The sequence below is a fragment of the Actinomyces haliotis genome (assembly GCF_015355765.1).
GTDB classification, from domain to species: domain Bacteria; phylum Actinomycetota; class Actinomycetes; order Actinomycetales; family Actinomycetaceae; genus Actinomyces; species Actinomyces haliotis.
Genome location: NZ_JACWNA010000005.1, coordinates 34776 through 58197, shown reverse-complemented (window position 1 = coordinate 58197; position 23422 = coordinate 34776). Strand labels below are relative to the sequence as shown.

Annotated in this window: 19 protein-coding genes and 1 riboswitch; of the genes, 12 read left to right on the top strand and 7 right to left on the bottom strand. The window is 73.2% G+C overall.

Features of this window, described 5'->3' with window-relative positions; genetic code table 11:
- Window positions 1-105: 105 nt before the first annotated feature.
- The 9 genes from trpD (at window position 106) to ribH (ending at window position 9657) form a co-directional block, all read left to right on the top strand.
- The gene (gene trpD / locus IXW69_RS04130; RefSeq protein ID WP_194785103.1) at window positions 106-1200 is read left to right on the top strand and encodes an anthranilate phosphoribosyltransferase; all 1095 of its coding nucleotides are present in this window, start codon (window positions 106-108) and stop codon (window positions 1198-1200) included.
- On the top strand, window positions 1200-3539 hold the full coding sequence (gene trpB / locus IXW69_RS04125; protein ID WP_194785102.1) for a tryptophan synthase subunit beta: 2340 nt from the start codon (window positions 1200-1202) through the stop codon (window positions 3537-3539). Before trpD ends, trpB begins: the two co-directional genes overlap by 1 nt.
- 3 nt (window positions 3540-3542) lie before the next feature.
- Entirely contained in the window at window positions 3543-4394 is an 852-nt protein-coding gene (trpA, locus tag IXW69_RS04120; RefSeq protein WP_194785101.1) for a tryptophan synthase subunit alpha, read from the top strand.
- 151 nt (window positions 4395-4545) lie between these two features.
- Window positions 4546-5265 carry a type II toxin-antitoxin system PemK/MazF family toxin gene (locus IXW69_RS04115; RefSeq protein ID WP_194785100.1) on the top strand — a complete coding sequence of 240 codons (720 nt, stop codon included), beginning with the start codon at window positions 4546-4548 and terminating at the stop codon, window positions 5263-5265.
- 230 nt (window positions 5266-5495) lie between these two features.
- Entirely contained in the window at window positions 5496-5756 is a 261-nt protein-coding gene (gene rpsT / locus IXW69_RS04110) for a 30S ribosomal protein S20 (protein WP_194785099.1), read from the top strand.
- A 183-nt stretch (window positions 5757-5939) separates the two neighbouring features.
- Window positions 5940-6068: riboswitch (FMN riboswitch) on the top strand.
- 100 nt (window positions 6069-6168) lie between these two features.
- The gene (gene ribD / locus IXW69_RS04105) at window positions 6169-7242 is read left to right on the top strand and encodes a bifunctional diaminohydroxyphosphoribosylaminopyrimidine deaminase/5-amino-6-(5-phosphoribosylamino)uracil reductase RibD (RefSeq protein WP_323745163.1); all 1074 of its coding nucleotides are present in this window, start codon (window positions 6169-6171) and stop codon (window positions 7240-7242) included.
- Window positions 7243-7256: 14 nt separating this feature from the next.
- The gene (locus IXW69_RS04100; RefSeq protein ID WP_194785098.1) at window positions 7257-7916 is read left to right on the top strand and encodes a riboflavin synthase; all 660 of its coding nucleotides are present in this window, start codon (window positions 7257-7259) and stop codon (window positions 7914-7916) included.
- On the top strand, window positions 7913-9172 hold the full coding sequence (gene ribB, locus IXW69_RS04095; protein ID WP_194785097.1) for a 3,4-dihydroxy-2-butanone-4-phosphate synthase: 1260 nt from the start codon (window positions 7913-7915) through the stop codon (window positions 9170-9172). The genes IXW69_RS04100 and ribB overlap by 4 nt, the downstream gene beginning before the upstream one ends.
- Complete coding sequence (gene ribH, locus IXW69_RS04090; RefSeq protein WP_194785096.1) at window positions 9169-9657, top strand: 6,7-dimethyl-8-ribityllumazine synthase; 489 nt, start codon at window positions 9169-9171, stop codon at window positions 9655-9657. Before ribB ends, ribH begins: the two co-directional genes overlap by 4 nt.
- Window positions 9658-9694: 37 nt before the next feature.
- Here ribH and holA read toward each other — a convergent pair whose 3' ends face one another.
- The 4 genes from holA to IXW69_RS04070 form a co-directional block, all read right to left on the bottom strand.
- The gene (gene holA, locus IXW69_RS04085; protein ID WP_194785095.1) at window positions 9695-10753 is read right to left on the bottom strand and encodes a DNA polymerase III subunit delta; all 1059 of its coding nucleotides are present in this window, start codon (window positions 10751-10753) and stop codon (window positions 9695-9697) included.
- Window positions 10754-10831: 78 nt separating this feature from the next.
- Entirely contained in the window at window positions 10832-12553 is a 1722-nt protein-coding gene (locus IXW69_RS04080; RefSeq protein WP_194785094.1) for a ComEC/Rec2 family competence protein, read from the bottom strand.
- Window positions 12550-13437, bottom strand: a complete 888-nt coding sequence (locus IXW69_RS04075) for a helix-hairpin-helix domain-containing protein (protein ID WP_228524727.1) — start codon at window positions 13435-13437, stop codon at window positions 12550-12552. The genes IXW69_RS04080 and IXW69_RS04075 overlap by 4 nt, the downstream gene beginning before the upstream one ends.
- Before the next feature lie 173 nt (window positions 13438-13610).
- On the bottom strand, window positions 13611-14474 hold the full coding sequence (locus tag IXW69_RS04070; protein ID WP_194785093.1) for a DegV family protein: 864 nt from the start codon (window positions 14472-14474) through the stop codon (window positions 13611-13613).
- A 76-nt stretch (window positions 14475-14550) separates the two neighbouring features.
- Here IXW69_RS04070 and IXW69_RS04065 point away from each other — a divergent pair, with 76 nt between their 5' ends.
- On the top strand, window positions 14551-16524 hold the full coding sequence (locus tag IXW69_RS04065; protein WP_194785092.1) for a helicase HerA-like domain-containing protein: 1974 nt from the start codon (window positions 14551-14553) through the stop codon (window positions 16522-16524).
- 39 nt (window positions 16525-16563) lie between these two features.
- The gene (locus IXW69_RS04060) at window positions 16564-17109 is read left to right on the top strand and encodes a DUF1648 domain-containing protein (protein ID WP_194785091.1); all 546 of its coding nucleotides are present in this window, start codon (window positions 16564-16566) and stop codon (window positions 17107-17109) included.
- A 316-nt stretch (window positions 17110-17425) separates the two neighbouring features.
- Here IXW69_RS04060 and IXW69_RS04055 read toward each other — a convergent pair whose 3' ends face one another.
- Window positions 17426-20404 (bottom strand): leucine--tRNA ligase, encoded by a 2979-nt coding sequence (locus tag IXW69_RS04055; protein ID WP_194785090.1) that lies wholly within the window; start codon window positions 20402-20404, stop codon window positions 17426-17428.
- A gap of 309 nt (window positions 20405-20713) precedes the next feature.
- Between IXW69_RS04055 and nhaA the strand changes: the two genes are divergently transcribed.
- The gene (nhaA, locus tag IXW69_RS04050) at window positions 20714-21964 is read left to right on the top strand and encodes a Na+/H+ antiporter NhaA (RefSeq protein ID WP_194785089.1); all 1251 of its coding nucleotides are present in this window, start codon (window positions 20714-20716) and stop codon (window positions 21962-21964) included.
- Window positions 21965-22068: 104 nt separating this feature from the next.
- Here the strand turns inward: nhaA and IXW69_RS04045 are convergent, their stop codons facing one another.
- Both IXW69_RS04045 and IXW69_RS04040 read right to left on the bottom strand, forming a co-directional pair.
- Entirely contained in the window at window positions 22069-22536 is a 468-nt protein-coding gene (locus IXW69_RS04045) for an HIT family protein (RefSeq protein ID WP_194785088.1), read from the bottom strand.
- Between the two features lie 41 nt (window positions 22537-22577).
- Window positions 22578-23348 carry a metal-dependent transcriptional regulator gene (locus IXW69_RS04040; RefSeq protein ID WP_194785087.1) on the bottom strand — a complete coding sequence of 257 codons (771 nt, stop codon included), beginning with the start codon at window positions 23346-23348 and terminating at the stop codon, window positions 22578-22580.
- Window positions 23349-23422: the final 74 nt, after the last annotated feature.

The window sequence follows — 23422 nt, the reverse complement described above, 5'->3', positions numbered from 1 at the left end:
CCGGCGACGACCGGCGCGAACCAGCCGGCCGGCGGACCCCAGCCCCGACGTCGTCGCCCACCGACCACCCGGCACCGCACCCCCGCGAGAAGGGAACCCTCCACCATGACCCCACAGACAGAGCCCACCACCACCCCGGAGGCGGCCGAGCAGGCTGAGGCCGCCCGCCTCCTCCTGCGCTCCACCGTCCAGGGCGAGCGCCTCTCCTTCGACGAGGCCCGCGCCGTCTTCGCCGCCCTGTCCTCCGGGTCCTTCACGGAGGTCGAGACGGCCGCGCTGCTCGCCGCGCTCCACGCCCGCGGCGAGACCGCCGACGAGGTCGCCGGCGCCGCCGACGCCTTCCGCGCCGCCGCCCGCACCTTCCCGGAGGTCTCCAAGCCGCTCTTCGACATCGTCGGCACCGGCGGCGACGGCGTCGGCACCATCAACATCTCCACCGGCGCCGGCCTCACCGCCGCCTCCATGGGGCTCACCGTCGCCAAGCACGGCAACCGCGCCGTCTCCTCCAAGACGGGCGCCGCCGATGCCATCGCCGCCCTCGGCCTGCCCCTCGACCTCACGCCCGAGCAGGCCGCCTCCGCCCTCGAGGAGCACGGCTTCACCTTCCTGTTCGCCCAGGCCTACCACCCCGCCATGAGGTTCGTGGCACCCGTGCGCGGCGCGCTCAAGACGCCGACGATCTTCAACATCCTCGGTCCGATCATCAACCCGGCCCGCCTGACCTACCAGGTCATGGGCGTCGCCGACGCGAGCAAGCTCGACATGATCGCCGAGACCCAGGCACGCCTGGGCCGAGAGCGCGCCCTCGTCGTCAACGGCCTCGGCCTGGACGAGATCACGGTGCACGGCTCCACCACCGTCCGGGAGGTCGGCCCAGAGGGGGTGAGGGCCTACGAGGTCACGCCCGCGGACCTTGGTGTGCGCACCCGCGACCTGGAAGAGATCCTCGGCGGCCCGCCCGAGGAGAACGCCCGAATCCTCCGCGAGGTCTTCGAGGGACGCGGCACGGACGGCCAGCGCGAGGTCATCGCCGTCAACGCGGGCGCCCTGCTCTACCTCGCCGGACTCGTCGAGAGCCTGCGCGAGGGCACCGAGGCCGCCCTGGAGCAGCTGCGCTCCGGGACGGTCGCCGAGCACCTCGAGACCATGACGAAGGACGCGGCGGCCGCCCGCGAGGCCGCCTCCGGGAAGGACGCCTGATGACGCACCGCAGCTCCGACCTCAAGCCCGTCGAGGAGCGGCTCATCGTCTCCGGGACGGTGCTCGACTCGATCGTCGAGGCTCGCCGCAAGCGGATCCCCGAGCTCCGCGAGCGCTTCGGGCGCCTGCGGCCGCAGGACCTGCCGCGCTCCGAGCGCTCCTTCTCCGCTGCCCTGCGCACCCGCAGCGGCGAGAGGGCGAGCCGGCAGCCGGCGCTCATTCTCGAGTGCAAGTCCGCGTCGCCCTCGCTCGGGACGATCCGCGGCCAGTACGACCCCGCTGAGCTGGCCGCCACCTACGCGCCGCACGCCGCCGCCGTCTCCGTGCTCACCGAGCCGGACCGTTTCAACGGCTCCTTCGAGGACCTCGAGGCCGTGCGCGCCGTCGTCGACGTGCCGGTCCTGTGCAAGGACTTCATCGTCGACCCCGTCCAGGTGCTCGCCGCCCGCTCGCTCGGCGCCGACGCCATCCTCCTCATGCTGAGCGTCGTCCCCGACGACGTCTACCGCGAGCTCGCCGAGCTGGCCGCCTCGCTGGGCATGGAGGTCCTCACCGAGGTGTCCACCCACGAGGAGATGGAGCGCGCCAAGGCCCTCGGTGCCGAGGTCGTCGGCATCAACAACCGCGACCTGCGCACGCTGGCCACGGACATCGCCCGCACCGAGGAGTACGCGCCCCTCGCCCCCGCCGGCGTCGTCCTCGTGGGCGAGTCCGGCGTCCAGTCCGCCGACGACGTGCGGCGCCTGGCCGGCCTCGTCGACGCGCTCCTCATCGGCTCGTCGCTGGCCGCGAGCGAGGACCCGAGCGCCGTCGCCGCATCCTTCGCGACCGCCGTCACCGATGGGGACTCCGGGGCCGGCCAGCCCGGCTCCTCCGCCTACTTCGAGGGCGGCCAGGACACGGGCGCCGGCGCTGCCGCGGACTTCGCGACGACGACGCCGGACCCGACCCACGCCGTCGCCCGCGGAGACGAGGCCGCGCAGGAGAGGCTCGAGACCGACGGCTCCCCCGTGTCCGCCGGCTCCCAGCCCGCGGGCCGTGAGCACGGTGACCACCATCACCCGCGCCTGTCCGCGTACTTCGGCCCCTACGGCGGCCAGTACGTGCCTGAGCTCCTCGTCCCCGCCCTCGACCAGCTCGAGGACGCCTTCATCGAGGCGCAGGACGACCCGTGCTTCCACACCGAGCTCGACGAGCTCATGACGAGGTACCTCGGGCGTCCCACCCCGGTCACCGAGCTGCGCAACCTGCCCCGCGAGGGCAACGCCCGCATCTTCATCAAGCGCGAGGACCTCCTCCACGGGGGCGCCCACAAGGGCAACCAGGTCCTCGGCCAGGCCCTGCTCGCCAAGCGCATGGGCAAGCACCGCATCATCGCGGAGACCGGCGCCGGCCAGCACGGCACCGCCACCGCCATGGTCTGCGCCCTGCTCGGTCTGGAGTGCACGATCTACATGGGCGCCACCGACGTCGTGCGGCAGGCCGCCAACGTCGAGCGCATGGAGCTCATGGGCGCGCACGTCGTCCCCGTGGCGTCGGGCGCCGGCACCCTCAAGGACGCCGTCAACGAGGCACTGCGCGACTGGACCGCCTCCTTCAAGGAGACGCACTACCTCCTCGGGACGGCCGCCGGACCGCACCCCTTCCCGACGATCGTCCACGAGTACCACCGCGTCATCTCCACCGAGGCCCGCGCCCAGATGCTCGAGATGACCGGCCGCCTCCCCGACACGGTCCTCGCGTGCGTGGGCGGCGGCTCCAACGCCATCGGCATGTTCTCCGAGTTCGTCGACGACGAGGACGTCGCGCTCGTTGGCGTCGAGCCCGCCGGCGAGGGCCTGGACACCCGGCACCACGGCGCCGCCATCAACGCCGGCAAGGTCGGCATCCTCCACGGCGCCCGCTCCTACCTCATGCGCACCGACGAGGGGCAGGTCGAGGAGTCCTTCTCCGTGTCCGCCGGCCTCGACTACCCGGGCGTCGGACCCGAGCACGCGTGGCTCTCCGACTCCGGGCGCGCCCAGTACGTCGGCATCACCGACGACGAGGCCGTCGACGCCTTCGTCCAGCTCTCCCGCTGGGAGGGCATCATCCCGGCCCTCGAGTCCTCGCACGCCCTGGCGCAAGCGCTCAAGATCGCCCGCGAGACCCCCGCCGACGCCCCCACCCCGCACCTGCTCGTGTGCCTGTCGGGCCGAGGCGACAAGGACCTCGACCAGATCCGCATGCGCCTGGGCGGCTCCTTCTCCGAGGACGGCGCCGTGGCCCGCGCCGCCCGGATGGTCGAGGAGATGGGCAAGCGCACCGAGTACCTGGGCCTGGCCCAGAAGGAGGCCTGAGACATGTCCCGCTACCCGAAGATGTTCGAGCGCCTCACCGGCGCGAAGGAGGGCGCCTTCGTCCCCTTCGTCATGGTCGGGGACCCGGATCCGGAGCTCTCCGAGGCCGTCATCGAGGCCCTCATCGCCGGCGGCGCCGACGCCCTCGAGCTCGGCGTCCCGTTCTCCGACCCGGTCGCGGACGGCCCCACGATCCAGCGCGCGCACCTGCGGGCTCTGGCGGCGGGCGTCGGCTTCCGCGGTGCCCTCGAGGTCGTGGCGCGCGTGCGGGCGAAGCACCCCGACCTGCCGATCGGCATGCTCATCTACGGCAACGTGCCCTTCGCCGTCGGTCTGGAGACCTTCTACTCCGAGTGCGCCGCCGCGGGGATCGACTCCGTGCTGCTGCCGGACATCCCGGTGCGCGAGGGCGAGCCCTTCTCGAAGGCTGCCGAGCCGGTCGGGATCGACGCCGTCTACATCGCCCCGCCGTCGGCCAGCGAGGAGACCCTCGACGACGTCGCCCGCACGTCCCGCGGCTACGTCTACGCGGTGTCGCGCGCCGGAGTCACCGGCACCGAGACGGAGTCCTCGACCGTGGGCCTCGCCGAGTCGGTAGCTCGTCTGCGCGAGGACGCTGCCGCCCCGGTCATGCTGGGCTTCGGCATCTCCCGGCCCGAGCACGTCGCCGAGGCGATCGGGGCGGGCGCCGACGGCGCGATCTCGGGCTCCGCGACGGTGAAGATCATCGAGGCTCACGCCGCGGCGCTCCTGGCCACCGAGCCGGGTTCGACGGACCGGGAGCGCGAGGTGGCCGCCCTGAGCGAGGAGCTCGCCGCCTTCGTCGCCTCCATGAAGGACGCCACCCGGCGCTGACGCCGCGAGCCCCGCATCGCTGACTGGCGCTCTAGCCCGACCCCTCGCCGAGGCCGACACTTTCCCGCCCAGACGGACGTCCCAGGGGCCAGTCTCGGCGGGAAAGTGTTGGTCTCGGCGCCTGCGGGGTGCTGCCAGTAGGGTCAGTCGCATGGCCTCACTCCTGGACAGGATCCTTCGCGTCGTCGGCCGCTCCGCCCGCGACGCTGTGACCGACGTCGTCCGCGACGAGCTCGAGCAGCGCACCGGCACGAGTCGGAAGCGTTCCTCCAGTTCTCGCTCCACCAGCAAGGAGTCGGGCAGCTCAGCGGGCTCACGGTCCAGGAGCACCACGTCCGGATCGGCCTCGGCATCGCGCTCCAAAGGCGCGACCGGGCCCTCCACCTCTCCCTCCGGCTCAGCCTCGGGGCGCGACTCGGCCGGCCGGACCTCGCCGTCGAGCACCGGCGGGCACGCGCCGGTCGGCGTCTACGACGTCGCATCGCTCGGCCTGCCGCCCTTCCAGTACCAGCCCGACCCCGACGGCGACGCCGACCCCGGCGAGGTCGTGTGGACGTGGGTGCCATACCAAGAGGACGCTAGCAAGGGCAAGGACCGCCCCGTCCTCGTCCTGTCCCGCCAGGGCGGTGAGCTCGTCGTCGCCCAGCTCACCAGCAAGGACCACGACGTCGACGCCGAGCAGGAGGCCCGGTGGGGCCGCTACTGGCACGACGTCGGCACCGGCGCCTGGGACAAGCAGGGCCGCCACTCCGAGGTGCGCCTCGACCGGCTCCTCCTTGTGTCCCCAGCGGCGGTCAGGCGTGAGGGCGCGACGATGGACCGCTCGACCTTCAACGGCGTCGTCGCGGCACTGCGCGAGCACTGGTCCTGACGGGTCGGACCGCCCGGCCCGTGTTGACGCACCTCACGCCGTGGGCGCCGGGGCACCCCGGGACCTGCTAGGCGGTGGCTGGTAAAGTCCCTGCCTGGACCTCTGGCCTGGCCGGCTTCGGGGTCCGGCGACCGGGCCTCGCCGGGTGCTTCCACCACCTCACGTCAGCCCGTGGCGCGAACCCTCTTTCCGGCCATTGACCAATCACGATCGAGAAGGCAACTTTCACAGTGGCGAACATCAAGTCCCAGATCAAGCGCATCAAGACCAACGAAAAGGCCCGCCTGCGCAACAAGTCCGTCAAGTCCGAGCTCAAGACCTACGTGCGCCGCACGCGCCAGGCCGTTGAGGCCGGCGACAAGGCCGCCGCGGAGGAGGCCCTCAAGAAGGCCTCCCGCAAGCTGGACAAGGCCGTCTCCCGGGGCGTCATCCACAAGAACCAGGCCGCGAACCGCAAGTCGAAGCTGGCCAAGCGCGTCGCCTCCCTCTGAGACGACCGTTCGGACCCGACGAGGTCCGGACACGCACCACGCTGAGCGAGGGGCGCCTCCCGTTACGGGAGGCGCCCCTCGCCGCGTCTGCACGTCCGCGTCCGCCGGGCGCCCGTCCACGGCACGCCCGTCGAGGCCACATCGGCACGCCGGTCGGTGTACGGTGCTCGTGCAAGCAAGAGCTCGCGTGCTCTGGGGTCGGTGAAACTCCGAACCGGCGGTGAAAGTCCGCGACCCGGTCACATCGGTGGCCGGTTGACCAGGTGGAACTCCTGGACCGACGGTCAAAGTCCGGATGGGAAGCGCACGCGGGAGCTCGGCGTTCGTCGTCGGCCCACGGGTCGGCGCGAGCGCCGTCGTCCCGTGACCTCTCCGCCCCGGAACCGCACCGGCACGAGAGGCGGGACGGACCGTGGAACCCACGACGACGACGGAGCCGGTCACGGCGGCCGAGGCCGCGGCGATGCTCCTCGCGCTCGAGGCCGCACGCGCACCGGGCGTCCCACAGGGCCCCAACCCGCGCGTTGGCTGCACCATCCTCTCCCCCGGCGGAACGGTGGTCGCCGTCGGCCACCACCGCGGGGCAGGAACGCCCCACGCCGAGGTTGACGCGCTCGACCGGGTCGGCGACGCCGCCCACGGCGCCACCGCCGTCGTCACGCTCGAGCCCTGCGACCACACCGGCAGGACGGGCCCGTGCACCGAGGCGCTCCTGCGTGCGGGGGTCGCCCGCGTCGTGTACGCCCTGCCCGATCCCAACCCGGTCGCCGCCGGGGGCGCCCGGAGGCTGCGCGAGGCCGGCGTCGACGTCGTCGCCGGCCCGCACCAGGACGAGGCCCGTGACGTGAACCGGGGCTGGCTCTTCGGTCTCACCCACGACCGCCCGCTGGTCACGTGGAAGACCGCGACGACGCTCGACGGACGTGTCGCGGCGCGCGACGGCTCGAGCCAGTGGATCACCTCCGCGGTCGCGCGGCGGGACGGGCAGCGTCTGCGGCGCGAGTGCGACGCCGTCATGGTCGGCACGGGCACCGCCCTCAGGGACGACCCCTCGCTCACCGTCCGCGACGCCGAGGACCGCCCGGCCCCGCGCGAGCACCAGCCGCTGCGCGTGGTCGTCGGCTCGCGCGGAGTGCCCCAGGGGGCCCATCTGCGCGACGGCCGAGCCGAGCTCGTCCAGGTCACCGGCGACCTCATCGACGGCCTCGCCTCGCTCCACGACCGCGGGATCCGGCACGTCCTCCTCGAGGGCGGGCCGACGCTCGCCGCCTCGATGCTGCGCGCCGGGCTCGTGGACGAGGTCGTCGCCTACATCGCGCCGGCGCTCCTCGGGACCGGCCCGGGAGCGGTCGGCGACCTTGGCATCGGCTCCATCGACAGCATCCTCCGGCTCCACGACGCCGCCGTCGCGGTCCTCGGGGAGGGCCCCGAGCTCACGGTGCGCGTCACGGCCACTCTCCCCCACCAGCCCACCACCCAACGATGACCAGGAGGTCGCACATGTTCACAGGAATCATCGAGGAGCTCGGAGAGGTCGTCGCCACCCAGGTCGACGGCGACTCCGCACGGCTGACGATCCGCGGCGAGACCGTCACCGCGGGAGCCGCCACCGGCCAGTCGATCGCCGTCAACGGCTGCTGCCTCACGCTCACGACTCTCGACGACGGAGCCTTCACCGCGGACCTCATGGCAGAGACCCTGAGCAGGACGAGCCTGGGCGTGCTGCGTCCCGGGGACCCCGTCAATCTCGAGCGGGCCCTGCGCGCGGACGGCCGGCTCGACGGGCACGTCGTCCAAGGGCACGTCGACGGCACCGGGACCATCCTCGAGCGCCGTCACGAGCCTCGGTGGGACCTCGTGCGAGTCTCCGTCCCCGCACGGCTCCTGCGCTACGTCGCCGAGAAGGGCTCCATCGCCATCGACGGCACCTCGCTCACCGTCGTGGAGGTGCGCGACCCGGGGTCGTCGGCGGGATCGGAGGGAAGCCTCACCGTCTCGCTCATCCCGGAGACCCTCGCCCGCACCGTCCTCGGCACCAAGAGCGTCGGCGACCCCGTCAACCTCGAGGTCGACGTCATCGCTAAGTACCTCGAGCGCCTCACCTCGAGCCGTGCCACGGACGAGGCAGCCATCACCACGACGACGGAGGAGAACCGATGAGCACGATCACGACGAGCAGGCCCAGCTCGACGACCAGCCCGATCGACAGGGCGCTGGCGGCGCTCAGGTCCGGAGGGATGGTCGTCGTCGCCGACGACGCCACGCGTGAGAACGAGGCCGACCTCATCTGGTCCGCGGCGACGGCGACGACGGAGCAGCTCGCCCTCGCCATCCGCTACTCCTCCGGCCTCATCTGCGTCCCCATGCGCGCCTCGCGCCTCGACGCCCTTGGGATCCCCATGATGACGGCGACGAACACGGATCCGCACGAGACGGCCTTCACGGTGAGCACGGACGCGCGCGAGGGCGTGACGACGGGCATCTGCGCGGCGGACCGCACCCGCACGATCCGGCTCCTCGCCGACGCCCGGACGCGTCCCGGCGACCTCGTCCACCCCGGCCACGTCTTCCCCCTCCGTGCCCGCGAGGAGGGGGTCCTCGTGCGTCGCGGTCACACCGAGGCGGCCGTCGACCTCATGCGGCTCGCCGGTCTGCCGGAGGTCGGCGTGCTCGTCGAGCTCGTCAATGATGACGGGACCATGAAGCGCGGCTCCCAGGTGATCGACTTCGCCTCCGAGCACGACCTGCCGGTCATCTCCATCAGCGACATCGCGGCGCTGCGCTGGCGCCAGGAGCAGCTCGTCGAGGAGGTCGCGACGACGACTCTGCCGACCCGCTACGGCGTCTTCACCGCCCACGCCTTCCGCGACGTCCTCGGCACCGAGCTCGTCGTTCTCACGGTCGGTGAGGTTGACGGCACGGACGTCGTCACCCGCGTCCACTCCGGGTGCGTCACGGGTGACGTCCTGGGCTCTCTTCGCTGCGACTGCGGCTTCCAGCTCGACACGGCGCTCCAGCTCCTCCAGGACGAGGGACGCGGCGCCCTCGTCTATCTCCCGTCCCAGGAGGGCCGTGGCATCGGGCTCGCCTCCAAGCTCGAGGCCTACGCGCTCCAGGACGCAGGTCTTGACACCGTCGAGGCGAACCAGGAGCTCGGGCTGCCCGTGGACGCCCGCGACTACGGCGCAGCCTCGCAGGCGCTGCGGGCGCTCGGGGTGCGCTCGGTGCGGCTCCTCACCAACAACCCGGAGAAGGTGGAGGCGCTCGAGGCCCTGGGAGTGCCAGTGACGGAGCGTGTGGGTCGTGCGGCGCACGTGACGGAGGAGAACCGCCGGTACCTGTGCACCAAGCGCGATCGGATGGGCCACGATCTGCGCGGCCTCGAGGCCGTGGGCGCTGACGGGAGCCTCCGGTGAGCGGGGCCGGGGCACCGCGCGGTGCGCACGCGTCCGGCACCGTCGACGGGCGGCCGCTCGACGTCGTCGTCGTCGCCTCGACGTGGCACGAGACGGTCATGGGCGGTCTCATCGCGGGTGCCGAGCGCGCGCTCGACGAGGCGGGCGCCTCGCACCGGACGGTGCGCGCCGTCGGCTCCTTCGAGCTGCCGATCCTCGCTCAGGCCGCGGTGCGGTCGGGGGCCGACGCCGTCGTGGCGCTCGGCGTCGTCATCCGCGGTGGGACGCCGCACTTCGACTACGTGTGCCGAGCGGCCACGGACGGGATCAGCCGGGTCGCACTCGACTCCGGGGTTCCCGTGGGCTTCGGCCTGCTGACGTGCGATGACGAGGCGCAGGCGCTGGACAGGGCGGGGCTGCCGGGCTCGCACGAGGACAAGGGCTACGAGGCGGCGTGGGCGGCGATCGACACGACCGCGGCGCTGCGATCACTGGCGGGTCGCTGATCACCGGCCCCGTCGCCGCCGTGCCGGCGGCGGGGCCTCAGGCGCGTCGCGCGAGGGCGCCGCGCTGCGGAAGCCGTCCCCGGCGGGCGTTGCAGATCGTGAGGACGGCCCTCTCGACGGCGTGGACCGGGTCGCGGGACTCGCCCTTGACCTCGGCGTCAGCCCGGGCGACGGCCATGATGGCGACGGCGAGGGCGTCGTCGGACCAGCCGGACAGCTCGCGGCGGGCGCGGTCGACCTGCCACGGCGCCATGCCGAGGTCCTTGGCGGAGACGTTGCGGCGGCCTCCCATGGCCGCGACCCGGGCGAGCTGGCGGACCTTCATGGCGAGCGCCGCGACGATCGGCACCGGGTCGGTGCCGGTGGCGATCGCGTGGCGCAGCGCGGTGATGGCCTTGGCGACGTTCCCGGCGGCGGCGGCGTCCGCGACGGTGAATCCCGTGGCCTCGAAGCGGCCCGCGTAGTAGGTGTTGACCTGATCGAGGGTGATCGTGCCCTCGGTGTCGGCGACGAGCTGGGCGACGGCGCCCGTGAGCTCGCGCAGGTCGTTGCCGAGGGCGTCCACGAGGGCGCCGACCGCCTCCGGCTCGATGGAGCGTCCGGCGCGGCGGGCGTCCGCGGTGACGACGGCGGCCTTGTCCTTCGGGGACTTGACGGCCTCGACGGTGCACACGGGGTAGGGCGAGGCGGCGATCGCGTCGAGGAGCTTCTTGCCGCGCTGGCCGCTGTTGTGCCGGAGGATGACGGTGACGTCCGGGTCGGCGTGGTCGACGTAGGCGAGGAGGTCCGTCAGGAGCGCGTCCGTCATCTGCTCGAGGGCGGGGACGTGAACGAGCTTGGGCTCGCCGAACAGGGAGGGTGAGACGAGCGCGTCGAGCTGGTGCGCCTCGTAGGTGGAGGCCTCGAGCGTCGAGACCTCGGTGGTCGGGTCCTTCTTGCGCGCCTGCGCGATGAGGCGCGTGATGGCACGGTCCGCGAGGACCTCCTCCCCCGCGCGCACGAGCACGACGGGCGCGAGCTCGACCTTGTCCCAAGTGGGGCCGGTGGGCGCGGTGCGCCCGGACCGGGAGCCTCGGGAGGAGCGTGAGGGTGCCATGGCCCAAGACTGCCACGAGCCACCGACACGAACCGAGCCGGTACAGCTCCCGGTGGCTACGAGCACGACGGTCCCGGCTCACGGCACGGGCCCAGGACTGCCTGCGTGCATCCAGAGCCTGTGGCCCAGGAGCCGTGCGACCCGATGTCGAGCACGCCGCGAGCAGGCCACCACGAGGAGAACCTCGACGCCGGCCAGCAGGAGCGCGCCCCGGACGCCGCCCGGCCACGCGATCGTCGCACCCGGCAACCCTGCGAAGGTCCGGGCGACCATGACGAGCCACGCGCAGGACGCCGTCGCCGGCCACGCGACGACGCTCGCGACGCCGGGCCAGAGTGGCGCGAGCAGGGCCGCGACGAGTCCGCACACCGTCGCCACGGGCACGGGCGGCGCGGCGAGGACGTTCGCCGGCACCGCCCACAGGCCCACGACCGGCTGCAGGAGGATGAGGACGGGGGCGCACGCCGCCTGCGCGACGACGGGCAGCGCGAGCGTGACCGCGAGCCACCGCGGCACGTGCCGCGACAGCGCGACGGCGACCGGCCGAGAGCCGATCAGGATCCCGGCCGTCGCAGCGACCGACAGCGTGAAGCCGTAGTCGCGCGCCTGCCACGGGTCGATGAGCAGGAGCACGACGACTCCTGCGCACATGGCCGGGACAGAGGCGCTGCGGCGCCCGGCGGCGACGCCGGTGAGCATGACGGCGCCCATGGTCGCCGCTCTGAGCACGGAGCCTCCTGGTCGCACGAGGACCACGAGGGCCGTCAGCACGACGGCGCCGAGGACGGCGCGCACCCGCCGGGGCAGGACGCCGAGCCCGGTGAGGACGAGCCCGAGGACGATGGCGACGTGCTGCCCGGACACGGCCGTCAGGTGCGTCATGGAGACTGCGCGCATGTCGGCGCGGACGTCGGCGGGCAGGGCGTGGTCGTCGCCGAGCGCGACGCCAGGCACGAGGGCGCGCGTCCCCGCCGGCCATGCACCCGGTGACGTCGCCCCACCCGTCGGTTCCTCACCGACCGCGTCCGCGAGTGCCTCGCGCATGAGCGTCACGAGGCCGAGCAGGCCGTCCGGCTGGGAGATGACCCGCACGCTCGCCGCGGTGCCCACGAGGGCCCCCTCGCTCGCACCGGGCTCCGCCGGCTCGAGGGCGCCACGGACCCGGACTGTGGCGCCCATGGGTGCGTCGAGCCAGTCCTCGTTGCCGAGCACCGTGACTGACAGGCGCGAGCCGGCGCCGTCGACGGTGGTCACGTCGAGCTCCGTGAGGACGAGGGTCGAGCGCGCCGAGGCGAGGACCCGTGGCGTCGTCGTCACCGTTCCGACGAGCGTCACCGGCGTTCCCTCAGCGGAGGCGAGCGTGACGGGGTCCCGGGCGCGCTCGGCCACGCCGACCGCCGTCACGGCGAGGACGGCGGCGACCGTGAGCAGGCAGGCGAGCATCCCGGCGAGGACCGTTCCGACCGTCGAGGCGTCGGGGGCGTCGGCGCCGGGTCGGTCGTCCCGGCGGTGCCGTGGGAGGTGCTCGCGAAGGACGCGCGGAGCGAGCAGGAGCCCGGCACCGAGGCACGCGGCGGCCGCGGCTGCGGGCGTCTCCCAGCGCTGGGCCGCGACGGCGACGAGAGCCGCAGCCCACGCCGACAGCGCCGCCGGTGCGAGGCGCAGATCGAGCGCCTCAGGAGCCCGCTCCCGGGTCCCGTGGGCGCGCCGCCGAGCGGCCCTCCGCCGACGACGAGCCTTCCCGGCGTCCTCGGTAGCCGGAGTGCCGACGCGGTCCCACGGGGTCGGCGCTGCACTCATGACGCACCTCCGACGGTCGCTGAGTCCCGCAGGGCCTCGAGCTTGGCGTCGCCGATGCCGGGGACGTCGGTGAGGTCGTCGACGGAGGCGAAGGGGCCGTGCTCGTCGCGGTATGACACGATCCTCTCGGCGAGGGCGGGGCCGATGCCGGGCAGCTCCTCGAGCGCGGTCGCGTCGGCCGTGTTGAGGTCGATGAGCTCGCTCGTCCCGGCCCCACCAGCACCCGAGCCTTCGGACGCGTCTGAGCTCCCGTTAGCGCCCGTGCCGGTAGCTCCCCCGGCTGTGCCGTTCCCCTGAGTCCAGGTGGAGGCGTCGTCCCCCACGTGCGGCACGCGAACCTGCTCGCCGTCGGTGAGGACGCGGGCGAGGTTGAGCTGGTCCGGGTCGGAGTCCTCGAGCAGGCCGCCTGCGGCGTCAATGGCGTCGTCGACGCGGGCACCCGCGGGCAGGACGACGACGCCGGGTGCCCGCACCGCGCCGGCGACGTGAACCACGAGCTGCGTGCCCGCGCTCGACACGGTTCCCGGCCCCGCCGTGGCCGGCGCCGAGCGGGGATCGACTGGGGTGAGCGCGCCCGGCGCCTCAGTCGACCCTCCTGTGCCGACGTCCGCCGACGAGCCGGCGGTTGCTCCCGCAACAACGCCTGCGCTCGCGGTGCTCCGACTGCCGTGGAGGGCGTCGGACGACGGCGAGGCGAGCACCGAGCGGACTGCGAGGAGGACGGCGAGGACGATGAGCGCCGCGCCGAGCAGCATGGCGGCCCGCGGCGCGAGGGCGACCCGACGCGGACGACGCTCGGGCTCGAGCGGGTCGGTGGAGCAGGCGAGCCTCACGAGCTCGTCGAGGTTCCGCCTCCCCCGTGGGGCAGCCCTTCTGCCGGTCATGCCCGCGACGCTAGGCGAACGCGCTCACCTCCCGCCGTGCCTCAGGGACCGTCGGTGGACGTGCCCCGCAGGAGCGCGCCTGGGGAGCCGCGCCGTCGTCGACCCCGGGCCCGGGAGGCGCAGGCAGGCAAAACCTGGTGCCGCCCTGGACCGGCTCAGACAGCAGGAGCCTGCTAGACGGCCGGGGCCACGACGACGCCGAGCGCACCGGGGCCGACGTGGACGCGCAGGGCCTCATCGATCGGTGAGCGCAGGATCGAGTCGATGACCGCACCGGTCGCCGCCAGGGCGTCGGCGAGCTCGTCCTCGAGCTCCTGCCCGTCCTGCGGGTCGTCGGCGTAGTGAACGGCAACGCGCACCGGTGACGCGGGCACGCGCGGCCCGTGCAGGGTCGTTCCTCCCGCGGCGAGGGCAGCCTGGGCGATGAGGGCGCGGCGTGCCCGGGCCGCGCCGCGAACCGTCTCGACGACGCCGACCCCGCGCGCGTCCGCCCGGAGGATCGGTCGGATGCCGAGCGCGCCGCCGAGGATCGCCGTCGACCGGTCGACCCGACCGCCGCGGCGCAGCTCGGTGAGCGAGTCGACGACGAAGAAGAGGTACGAGCGCGCCGCGGACTCGCGGGCCAGCCCGGCGCCCCGGCGCAGGTCGTCGGCGCGCGAGGCGGCGAGCGCCGCGAGACCGAGTGCACCGGCCGAGACGCCGGAGTCGAGCACGAGGAGGCGGTCGCCGTCGGCCCCTCCAGTGGTCCCGTCAGCCGCTCCGTCCGCCTGGCCGAGCACCTGCGCGGCGGCGCGGCGCGCGTTCTCCACCGTTCCGGACAGGGCGCTCGTGAGGTGGAGGGCGAGCACCTGGTCGGCGCGTCCGAGGGCGGCCTCGTAGACCTCGGCCAGCGTCTCGACGCTCGGCCGCGACGTGGTGGCGGACGCGCCGCCGTCGTCGCCAGGCAGGACCGGCAGGGTGACGACGTCGATGCCGCGGTCCGCCGCGAGCGCGCGTGGCAGGCAGGCCGCAGAGTCGGTGACGACGGCGAGGGTCATGGGCACCAGCGTATCGCCGGGCTCGCGGTGCGGTTGCGCCCTCAGGATGCCGCGTTGCGCCCCTACGATGTGGGTCATGAGTGACTCCGCTGACATCGCCCGTCTCAAGGCCGAGGCGGCGCAGGCCGCCGCTGAGGCCGCCGCCGCGAAGGCCGCTGCTGCCCAGGCCGCACTGGACGCCGCACTCGCGGCGAGCGGTGGCTCCGACGCGGTGGCCGCCGCCTCACCGGACGGGGCACCCGCCAGCCCTGAGCCTGCTGCCACCGAGTCAGCCGCCTCTGCGCCCACCGGGTCCCCCGCACCCGCTGCATCCATCTCAGCGCCCTCGTCGTCGCCGAGCCTCTCGGCCGAGGTCACCGGCTACGCCGCCCAGGTCCAGTCCGGCTACGCCTTCTCCGGCGCGACGCTCCCCGTGGGCACCTACCTCGCCTACCCCACGGACGGGAAGGCGGCCACAGGAGACCCGGCCCCCGTCGCGGGCGTGCGCGTGGGGATCCCGCTCGGCCTCATGAACCGCCACGCCCTCGTCGCCGGCGCGACGGGCACCGGCAAGACCCGCACCCTCCAGCTGCTCGCCGAGGGCCTGTCCGCAGCCGGCGTGCCCGTCTTCCTCTCCGACGTCAAGGGCGATCTCACGGGCCTGGCGGAGGCCGGCACCTCCTCGGACCGTCTCGCCGCGCGCACGGCGCAGACCGGCCAGCCCTGGAAGGGCTCCTCCTTCCCCGTCGAGCTGCTCACCCTGGGCGGCCAGGGCACCGGCACCCCGATCCGCACGACCGTCACCGACTTCGGCCCGGTGCTGCTGGCTCGCGTCCTCGGCCTCAACGAGACGCAGACGAGCGCGCTCCAGCTCGTCTTCCACTGGGCCGACCAGCAGGGCCTCGCCCTCCTCGACCTCACGGACCTGCGCGCCGTCATCGAGCACCTCACCAACACCGACGACGGCAAGGAGGAGCTCAAGTCCATCGGCGGCGTCTCCGCGGCGACAGCCGGCGTCATCCTCCGCCAGCTCGCCACTCTCGAGTCCGAGGGCGGGGACCGGTTCTTCGGCGAGCCGGCCCTCGACGTGCACGATCTCCTGCGCACCGCTGCCGACGGGCGCGGCATCATCTCCTCCCTCGAGCTGGAGGACATCCAGTCCCAGGGCGTCCTGTTCTCCACCTTCCTCATGTGGTTGCTCGGCGAGCTCTTCGAGATCCTCCCCGAGGTCGGCGACCCGGAGGAGCCGACGATCGTCTTCTTCTTCGACGAGGCGCACCTGCTCTTCGCCGACGCCACCAAGGCCTTCCTCGAGGCCGTCACCCGCACCGTCCGGCTCATCCGCTCCAAGGGCGTCGGCATCGTCTTCATCACCCAGTCACCGACGGACGTGCCTGACGAGGTCCTCGCCCAGCTGGGCAGCCGCGTCCAGCACGCCTTGCGCGCCCACACCCCAGCCGACGCAGCGAGTCTCAAGAAGGCCGTCTCCACCTTCCCGACGTCGCCGCTGGACCTGTCCGAGGTGCTGACAAGCCTCGGGACCGGTCAGGCGGTCGTCTCCGTGCTCGACGAGAAGGGCCGTCCCGCACCGGTCGCCCCGGTCGTGGTGGACGCGCCCGCCTCCGTCATGGGGCCGGGTAGGCCGGAGACGGTGCAGGCGCTCGTCTCGGGCTCCGCGATCGCGGGCAAGTACGCGACCGCCGTCGACAACGAGTCCGCATACGAGCTCCTCGCGAAGCGCCTCACGGAGCAGAACGCCGCCGAGGCGGCCGCGAAGGCTCAGGCCGAGGCGGACGCTGCTGCCAAGGCCGCCGCGGAGGCGGACGCCAAGGACAAGGCGAAGGCCCAGGCGGCAGCGCAGAAGGCGGCGGAGAAGGCCGCCGCGGCCCAGCAGCGCGAGGCGGAGCGTCTCGAGCGGGAGGCCGCCAAGCGCGCCGAGGCCGAGGAGAAGGCCGAGGCCAAGGCTAAGGAGCGCCGCCAGCGGGAGATCGAGAAGACCATCGGGCAGGTCGGACGGCAGGTGACCCGTGAGATCACGCGGTCCCTGCTGGGCAACATCCTGCGCCGCTGACCGGCGGGGACCCGTGACCGCGACTGAGGGGGACACGCCATGCGCACGACTGAACACAGCGAGCCCATGAGCACGGCCAGGATCGACGGTCTCCGGACAGCGACGGCGCCGGTCGAGCCCGTGCGGTGGGTGTGGCACCTCGCCGCGTTCGCCGTCGTGCTCGGCGCAGCGGTACCCCTGATCCAGCGGTATGAGGCGCTGCCGGACCCCTACCCCATCCACTACGACCTCACGGGGACCGCGGACGGCTTCGCGCCGAAGAGCCTCGCGATGGTCCTGCTCCCTGTGCTCATCGGTGTCGCGACGACCGTGCTTTTCGCCGTCGTCGACGTCGCGCAGCGCCGTTCGGCCAGGCAGCGGCTCGCGCGGCCGCAGGGCAGGTACGACCACCTGGACTGGACCAGTCACCGTTCGGGACGGATCTTCCCGATGGGACCGGCGAGCCTGCTCTCCGCCGTGACGCTCGCGGGCGCCGCGCTCCCGACGGTCCTGGGGACGGCGGCTGCGATGACGCTCGTGTGGGGTGGCGTGGCCGGGCTCGTGGTGCTCGCCGTCGTCGGCGCGGTGCGCTCACGACGCTCCTGACGTCCGCCAGGCTCCGCACTCCAGGAGCTGGACCACGTCACTGATTCTGGACCACTCGAGCCACTGGCTCAGGTGGTCCGGACTCAGCCAGGTGGTCCACACCGCTGCTCGGGTCCGCACCCCGTGCTCCAGGACGACGGCGTCGTCCGCCACCCGCTTCTTGGTGGCGGCCGACGCCGTCGTGCTGCTGATGGGGCCAGCCCGTGAGAGCCGCACTGAACCGATCTCGAGGTCAGGACGTCCCGGTCTCGGCGAGACGGGGCCGGCAGTTCGGGGCCGGGCCGCGCTCAGCCTCGCGTGGCTCAGCTCGCGCCGGTCACTCGGGAACGATGCTGACCAGCTTCGGGGCGCGGACGATCACCTTGCGCACTCCCTTGCCGTTCAGGGTGCGGATGACGCCGGGCGCGGCCAGCGCGAGCCTCTCGAGCTCGGCGGGGTCGATGTCCGGGTCCACCTCGAGGCGGTCGCGGACCTTGCCCTTGACCTGGATGACGCAGGTGACCTTGTCCGCGGCGAGGAGCGACTCGTCGGTGACGGTCGGGAAGTCCTCGTGAGCCAGGGAGCCCTCGTGGCCGAGGCGCTTCCAGATCTCCTCCGCGATGTGCGGGGCGACCGGGGAGACCATGAGGGTGAGGGCCTCCATAGCCTCGCGCGGCACGGCGTCGAGTCCGGTGAGGTGGTTGTTGAGGACGATGAGCTTGGCGATGGCGGTGTTGACGCGCATGCCCTCGTAGTCGTCGCGGACGCCGACGATCGTCTGGGCGACGAGGCGGCGGGTGGCGTCGTCGGCCGGGGCGTCGGAGACCGTGGTCTCCCCCGTGGTCTCGTCGACGACGTTGCGCCACAGGCGCTGGAGGAAGCGCTGGGAGCCGGAGACGGCGCGCGTGTCCCAGGGGCGGTCCTGGTCGAGCGGGCCCATGGACATCTCGTAGACGCGGAAGGTGTCCGCGCCATAGGCCTCGTACATGTCGTCCGGGGTCACGATGTTCTTGAGGGACTTGCCCATCTTGCCGTACTCGCGGTTGACCGGCTGGCCCTGCCAGGTGAAGGTGCTGGTCCCGTCCTCGGCGACCGTCTCCTCGACCTCCTCGGCCGGGACGTACTGGCCGCGGGCGTCGGTGTAGGCGTAGGCCTGGACGTAGCCCTGGTTGAAGAGCTTGTGGTACGGCTCCGAGCTCGACACGACGCCGAGGTCGAAGAGGACCTTGTGCCAGAAGCGCGAGTAGAGCAGGTGGAGGACCGCGTGCTCGACGCCGCCGACGTACAGGTCGGTGCCACCGGAGGTGTTGCCAGCCTCGGGGCGCGGGCCCATCCAGTAGGCCTCGTTCTCCGGGGCGACCAGCTCGTTCTCGTCGGTCGGGTCGATGTAGCGCATCTCGTACCAGCACGAACCGGCCCACTGGGGCATCGTGTTCGTCTCGCGGTAGTACGTCTGGACGCCGTCGCCCCCGCCGAGATCGAGCTCGACCTTGACCCACTCCTCAGCCTTGCCGAGCGGGGGCTCAGGGGAGGAGCCGGCGTCGTCGGGGTCGTAGGACCGGGGCGAGTAGTCGGTGACCTCGGGAAGCTCGACGGGGAGCATGGACTCGGGGACGGCGTGGACGTGGCCCTCCTCGTCCCAGACGATCGGGAAGGGCTCGCCCCAGTAGCGCTGGCGGGAGAAGAGCCAGTCGCGCAGCCGGTAGGTGACGGCGCCGCGGCCGGTGCCCTCGGACTCGAGGAACGCGATCATCCTCGCCTTCGCCTCGTCCTTGGTGAGGCCGTTGACGTCGACGCGGTCGTTGGCGGAGTCGACGGCGACGCCGTCGCCGGTGTAGGCGCCCTGGGCGAGGTCGATGCCGTGCGGGTCGTCGGCCGGGCCGATGGTCTGGATGAGGTCGAGGTCGTACTTGGTGGCGAAGGCGTAGTCGCGGTCGTCGTGGGCGGGGACGGCCATGATGGCGCCGGTGCCGTAGCCCATGAGGACGTAGTCGGCGACGAAGATCGGCACACGCTTGCCGCTCACGGGGTTGACGCCGTAGAAGCCGGTGAAGACGCCGGTCTTGGTGCGGCCCTCGTCCGTGCGCTCGGCCTCCGTGGCGGCGGCGGCGTAGGCGCGGTAGGCGGCGACGGCCTCGGCCGGGGTGGCGTGGCCGTCCTTCCAGGCCTCGCGGGTGCCCTCGGGCCACTCGGCGGGGACGGTGAGCCCCTCGGCGCCGTCGACCTCGATGGAGCCCAGCAGCGGGTGCTCGGGGGCGACGACCATGAAGGTCGCGCCGAAGAGGGTGTCGGGGCGGGTCGTGTAGACGGTGAGGTCGGTGACCTCGGAGCCGGCCTGAGCGGCGCCGTCGACGGCGAAGGTGACCTCGGCGCCCTCGGAGCGGCCGATCCAGTTGCGCTGCATCGACTTGACCTTCTCGGGCCAGTCGACGGTGTCGAGGTCCTCGGCGAGGCGGTCGCCGTAGGCGGTGATGCGCATCATCCACTGGCGGAGGTTGCGCTTGAAGACGGGGTAGTTGCCGCGCTCGGAGCGGCCCTCGGAGGTGACCTCCTCGTTGGCGAGGACGGTGCCGAGGCCGGGGCACCAGTTGACGGGCGCGCTGGAGACGTAGGCGAGGCGGTGGGAGTCGACGACGTCGGCCTGCTCGGCCTTGGACAGCTCCGCCCAGGGGCGGCCGTCGGGGGTGGCGACCGTGCCTGCGGCGAGCTTCTCGATGAGCTCGGAGACGGGGCGGGCGGCGCCCTTCCCGCGGCCGTCGCGGCGCGGGGCCTCGGGGTCCATCCAGGAGTTGAAGACCTTGAGGAAGATCCACTGGGTCCACTTGACGTAGTCGACGTCGATGGTGGCCAGGGTGCGGCGCTTGTCGTGGGAGAGGCCGAGGCGGCGCAGCTGGCGGCGCATGTTGGCGATGTTGGCCTCGGTGGAGACGCGCGGGTGCTGGCCGGTCTGGACGGCGTACTGCTCGGCGGGCAGGCCGAAGGCGTCGTAGCCCATCGTGTAGAGGACGTTCTTGCCCGTCATGCGGGTGAAGCGGGCGACGACGTCGGTGGCGATGTAGCCCAGCGGGTGGCCGACGTGGAGGCCCTTGCCCGAGGGGTACGGGAACATGTCGAGGAGGAAGAACTTCTCCTTGGAGGCCTCCGGGCCCGCGAGCGCGCCGACGGGGTTGTCGGAGTAGAAGGTGCCCTCGGACTCCCAGCGGTCCTGCCAGGCGGTCTCGATGGTGTCGGCCAGCTGCGCCGTGTAGCGGTACGGCGTGGTCGACTGCGGGCTCCGGCCCGCGTTCTGCTCCGGGGTCTGCTGAGTCTGGCTCATCGACGGAGGGCTCTCTTCCTGCTCGTGGCGTGGTGGGAGCGCCGGGCCGCCGGGGTGAGGCGGAGACGCGCTCCTCGCTGAGGCCAGCCTATCGCCCGGAACGGCGCGGAACCGGCGCCGTCCGGCCCCCGGGCGGGCGACGCCGGTCACGTCGATGTCGCTCCTGTCAGCGTCCCCGCAGGCGTCCGCTCGCGGCGGGATCGCGCCGCGAGGCCGGTCGGCGCCACACCGCACCCAGGCCCCTCCCAGGAGGCTCCCGTAGCCTGCCCACTCTCCCGAACGCCCGATGACCGCCGACGAGAGGCCCTCATGACCCGCGCCGCCCGCCCGTCCCGCACGCGCAACCCCTTCGCCGCGCTCGCCCACCGCCTCGAGTCCGAGGTCTTCTCGGGCCTGCTCATGGTGACCGCCGCGCTCGCCGCCCTCGTCTGGGCGAACTCGCCGTGGCGCGACGCCTACGAGACGCTGTCGACCACCGTCGTCGGCCCCCACGCGCTTCACCTCGACCTCGACCTGGCCACCTGGGCCGCCGACGGCCTCCTCGCGATCTTCTTCTTCGTGGTGGGTCTCGAGCTCAAGCAGGAGCTCGTCGTCGGCTCCCTGCGCGACGTGCGCGAGGCCGCCCTGCCGATGCTGGCCGCCGTGTTCGGGATGATCGGCCCGGCGGCCGTGTACGTGTCCGTCCAGCTCGTCGGGGGCGGCGGCCTGAGCGGCTGGGCCGTCCCGACGGCGACCGACATCGCCTTCGCCGTCGCCGTCCTGTCGATCTTCGGCAAGGGCATGCCGCCGGCGGCCCGGACCTTCCTGCTCACCCTGGCGGTCGTCGACGACCTCCTCGCGATCGTCGTCATCGCGGCCTTCTACTCCTCGGGGCTCAACGCTCTCATGCTGCTCGGCGCGCTGGCGGTCATCGCCGTCTTCGGCCTGCTCGTCCAGCGCGGCGTCACGCACTGGTTCCTGCTCATCCCGCTGGGCGTCGTCGCCTGGTGGCTCATGCACTCCTCGGGCGTCCACGCCACCATCGCGGGTGTGCTGCTCGGACTCACCGTCCCCGCGCGGCCGACGCGCCGCGAGCCCACGGGCATGACGGCGCGCTTCACGCACCTCATCCACCCGGTCAGTGCCGGGCTGGCGCTGCCGCTCTTCGCTCTCATGGCCGCGGGGGTCAACATGGTCGACGCCGGTGGGCTCGGCCAGGTCCTCACCGACCCGGTCGCCGTCGGTGTGTACCTCGGGTTGCCGCTCGGCAAGGTCCTTGGGATCTGGGGCTCGGTCGTGCTCCTCACCCGCTTCACGGGGCTGCGCCTGGGGCACGGCGTCGACGCCCCGGACGTCCTGGCGCTCTCAGCGATCGCGGGGATCGGCTTCACGGTGTCGCTGCTCATCTCGAAGCTCGCCTTCGGGGCCGGCACGACGGCGGACCACGCGAGCGCCGCGGTCCTGCTCGGCACGGCCCTGTCCGCGGTGCTGGGCTCGGTTCTCCTGCAGCTGCGGGTGCGCACGCACCGGCGCGGAACGCCGTCGGCGCGCACCGGCACGATCCACGTGCACCGGCACTGAGCCGCCCTCACCTGCCACGGAGCCGGATGGCCGGAGGGCACGCTGGCACCGCTGAGGCCCCCACCGCGAGCGCGGTGGGGGCCTCAGCCGTGTCGGCGGACGAGTCAGACCAGGGCCGGCGAGCCGAGCTCGGAGGGCACGTTCGCGCCCCAGCCGTCCTCGGCGAGCGCGGTGCGCAGCTCGGTCATGGCGGCGTCGAGGTCGTCGGCAGGGGCAGCGGAGGCGCTGGAGGGGTTGACGTCGGAGGCGTCGTACAGCGGGAGGACGTGGACGTGGAGGTGGGGCACGTCGAGGCCGACGACGATGATTCCCGGGCGGACGGCGTCGAAGACACGGACCTGCGCGGCCGCGATCCGCTGCGCGACGACGGCGAGGTGCGCGACCGTCTCCTCGGGCGCGTCCACGTAGGACGCGATCTCCTCGCGCGGGACCACGAGGACGTGACCGCGGGTCTGGGGCTGGATGGTCGCGAAGGCGACGCACACGTCGTCGGCCCACACGAAGCGGCCGGGGATCTCCCCGTTGATGATCCTGGTGAAGACGGTCGGCTCGGTCGGCTCAGCGCTGCTCATGCCCTGAGCCTAGCGAGCAAGGCTGTGGTCGAACCGTCTCGTCAGCGGGCGCGCTCGTCGAGCACCCACACGGTGGCCGAGCCGACGATGGCGGTCTCGGTCTCGGGACGCCGCGCCCCGGCGGGGAGCACCGCCCGCAGGACGCTGGCACGCCGTCGCGCCGAGCGGCCGCCCCGGCGAGTGCTTTCTCCCTCGGGCCGAGCCGGCGCCGGCACCCGGTCGACGACGGTGACGGGCGTGTCGAGCCCGATCCCGGCCGCGGCGAGCTCGCGCAGCGTGTCGACGTCGTCGAGGATGCGTCCGACGACGCCGGTCTGCCCGACGCGCAGGGCATCGACGCTGCGAAGAGCGGGCTGGACGCAGGAGCCGTCCGGTGCGGGGACGGGGTCTCCGTGGGGGTCGCGCACGGGGTGGCCGAGCGCCTCGTCGAGCGCGGCGAGGAGGCGGTCGGAGACGGCGTGCTCGAGGACCTCGGCCTCGTCGTGGACCTCGTCCCAGCCGAGGCCCAGGCGCTCGACGAGGTAGGTCTCGAGGAGCCGATGGCGGCGCACGATGGAGGTCGCGAGCCCGCGCCCGTGCTCGGTGAGCGTGACCGCCTTGTAGGGCTCATGAAGGAGCAGCCCGGCCTCGACGAGCCGGGAGACGTTCTCCGAGGCGGTCGAGGGCGCGACGCCCATCCGGCGGGAGAGGCCCGTGATGGAGGCACCGGGTCCACCCCACTCGGAGGCGGACCAGACGGCCTTGAGGTAGTCCTGGGTGACGGTGGAGTCCCCGGCACCGGCAGGCGCGGGAGCGCGGGGGTCGACGGCCATGTCCCGTCCTCCTCGTGGTCGTGAGCGTGCGGGGCCATTGTGCACCTCGCGGCCGTCCGCGCAGCGGCCCGGGG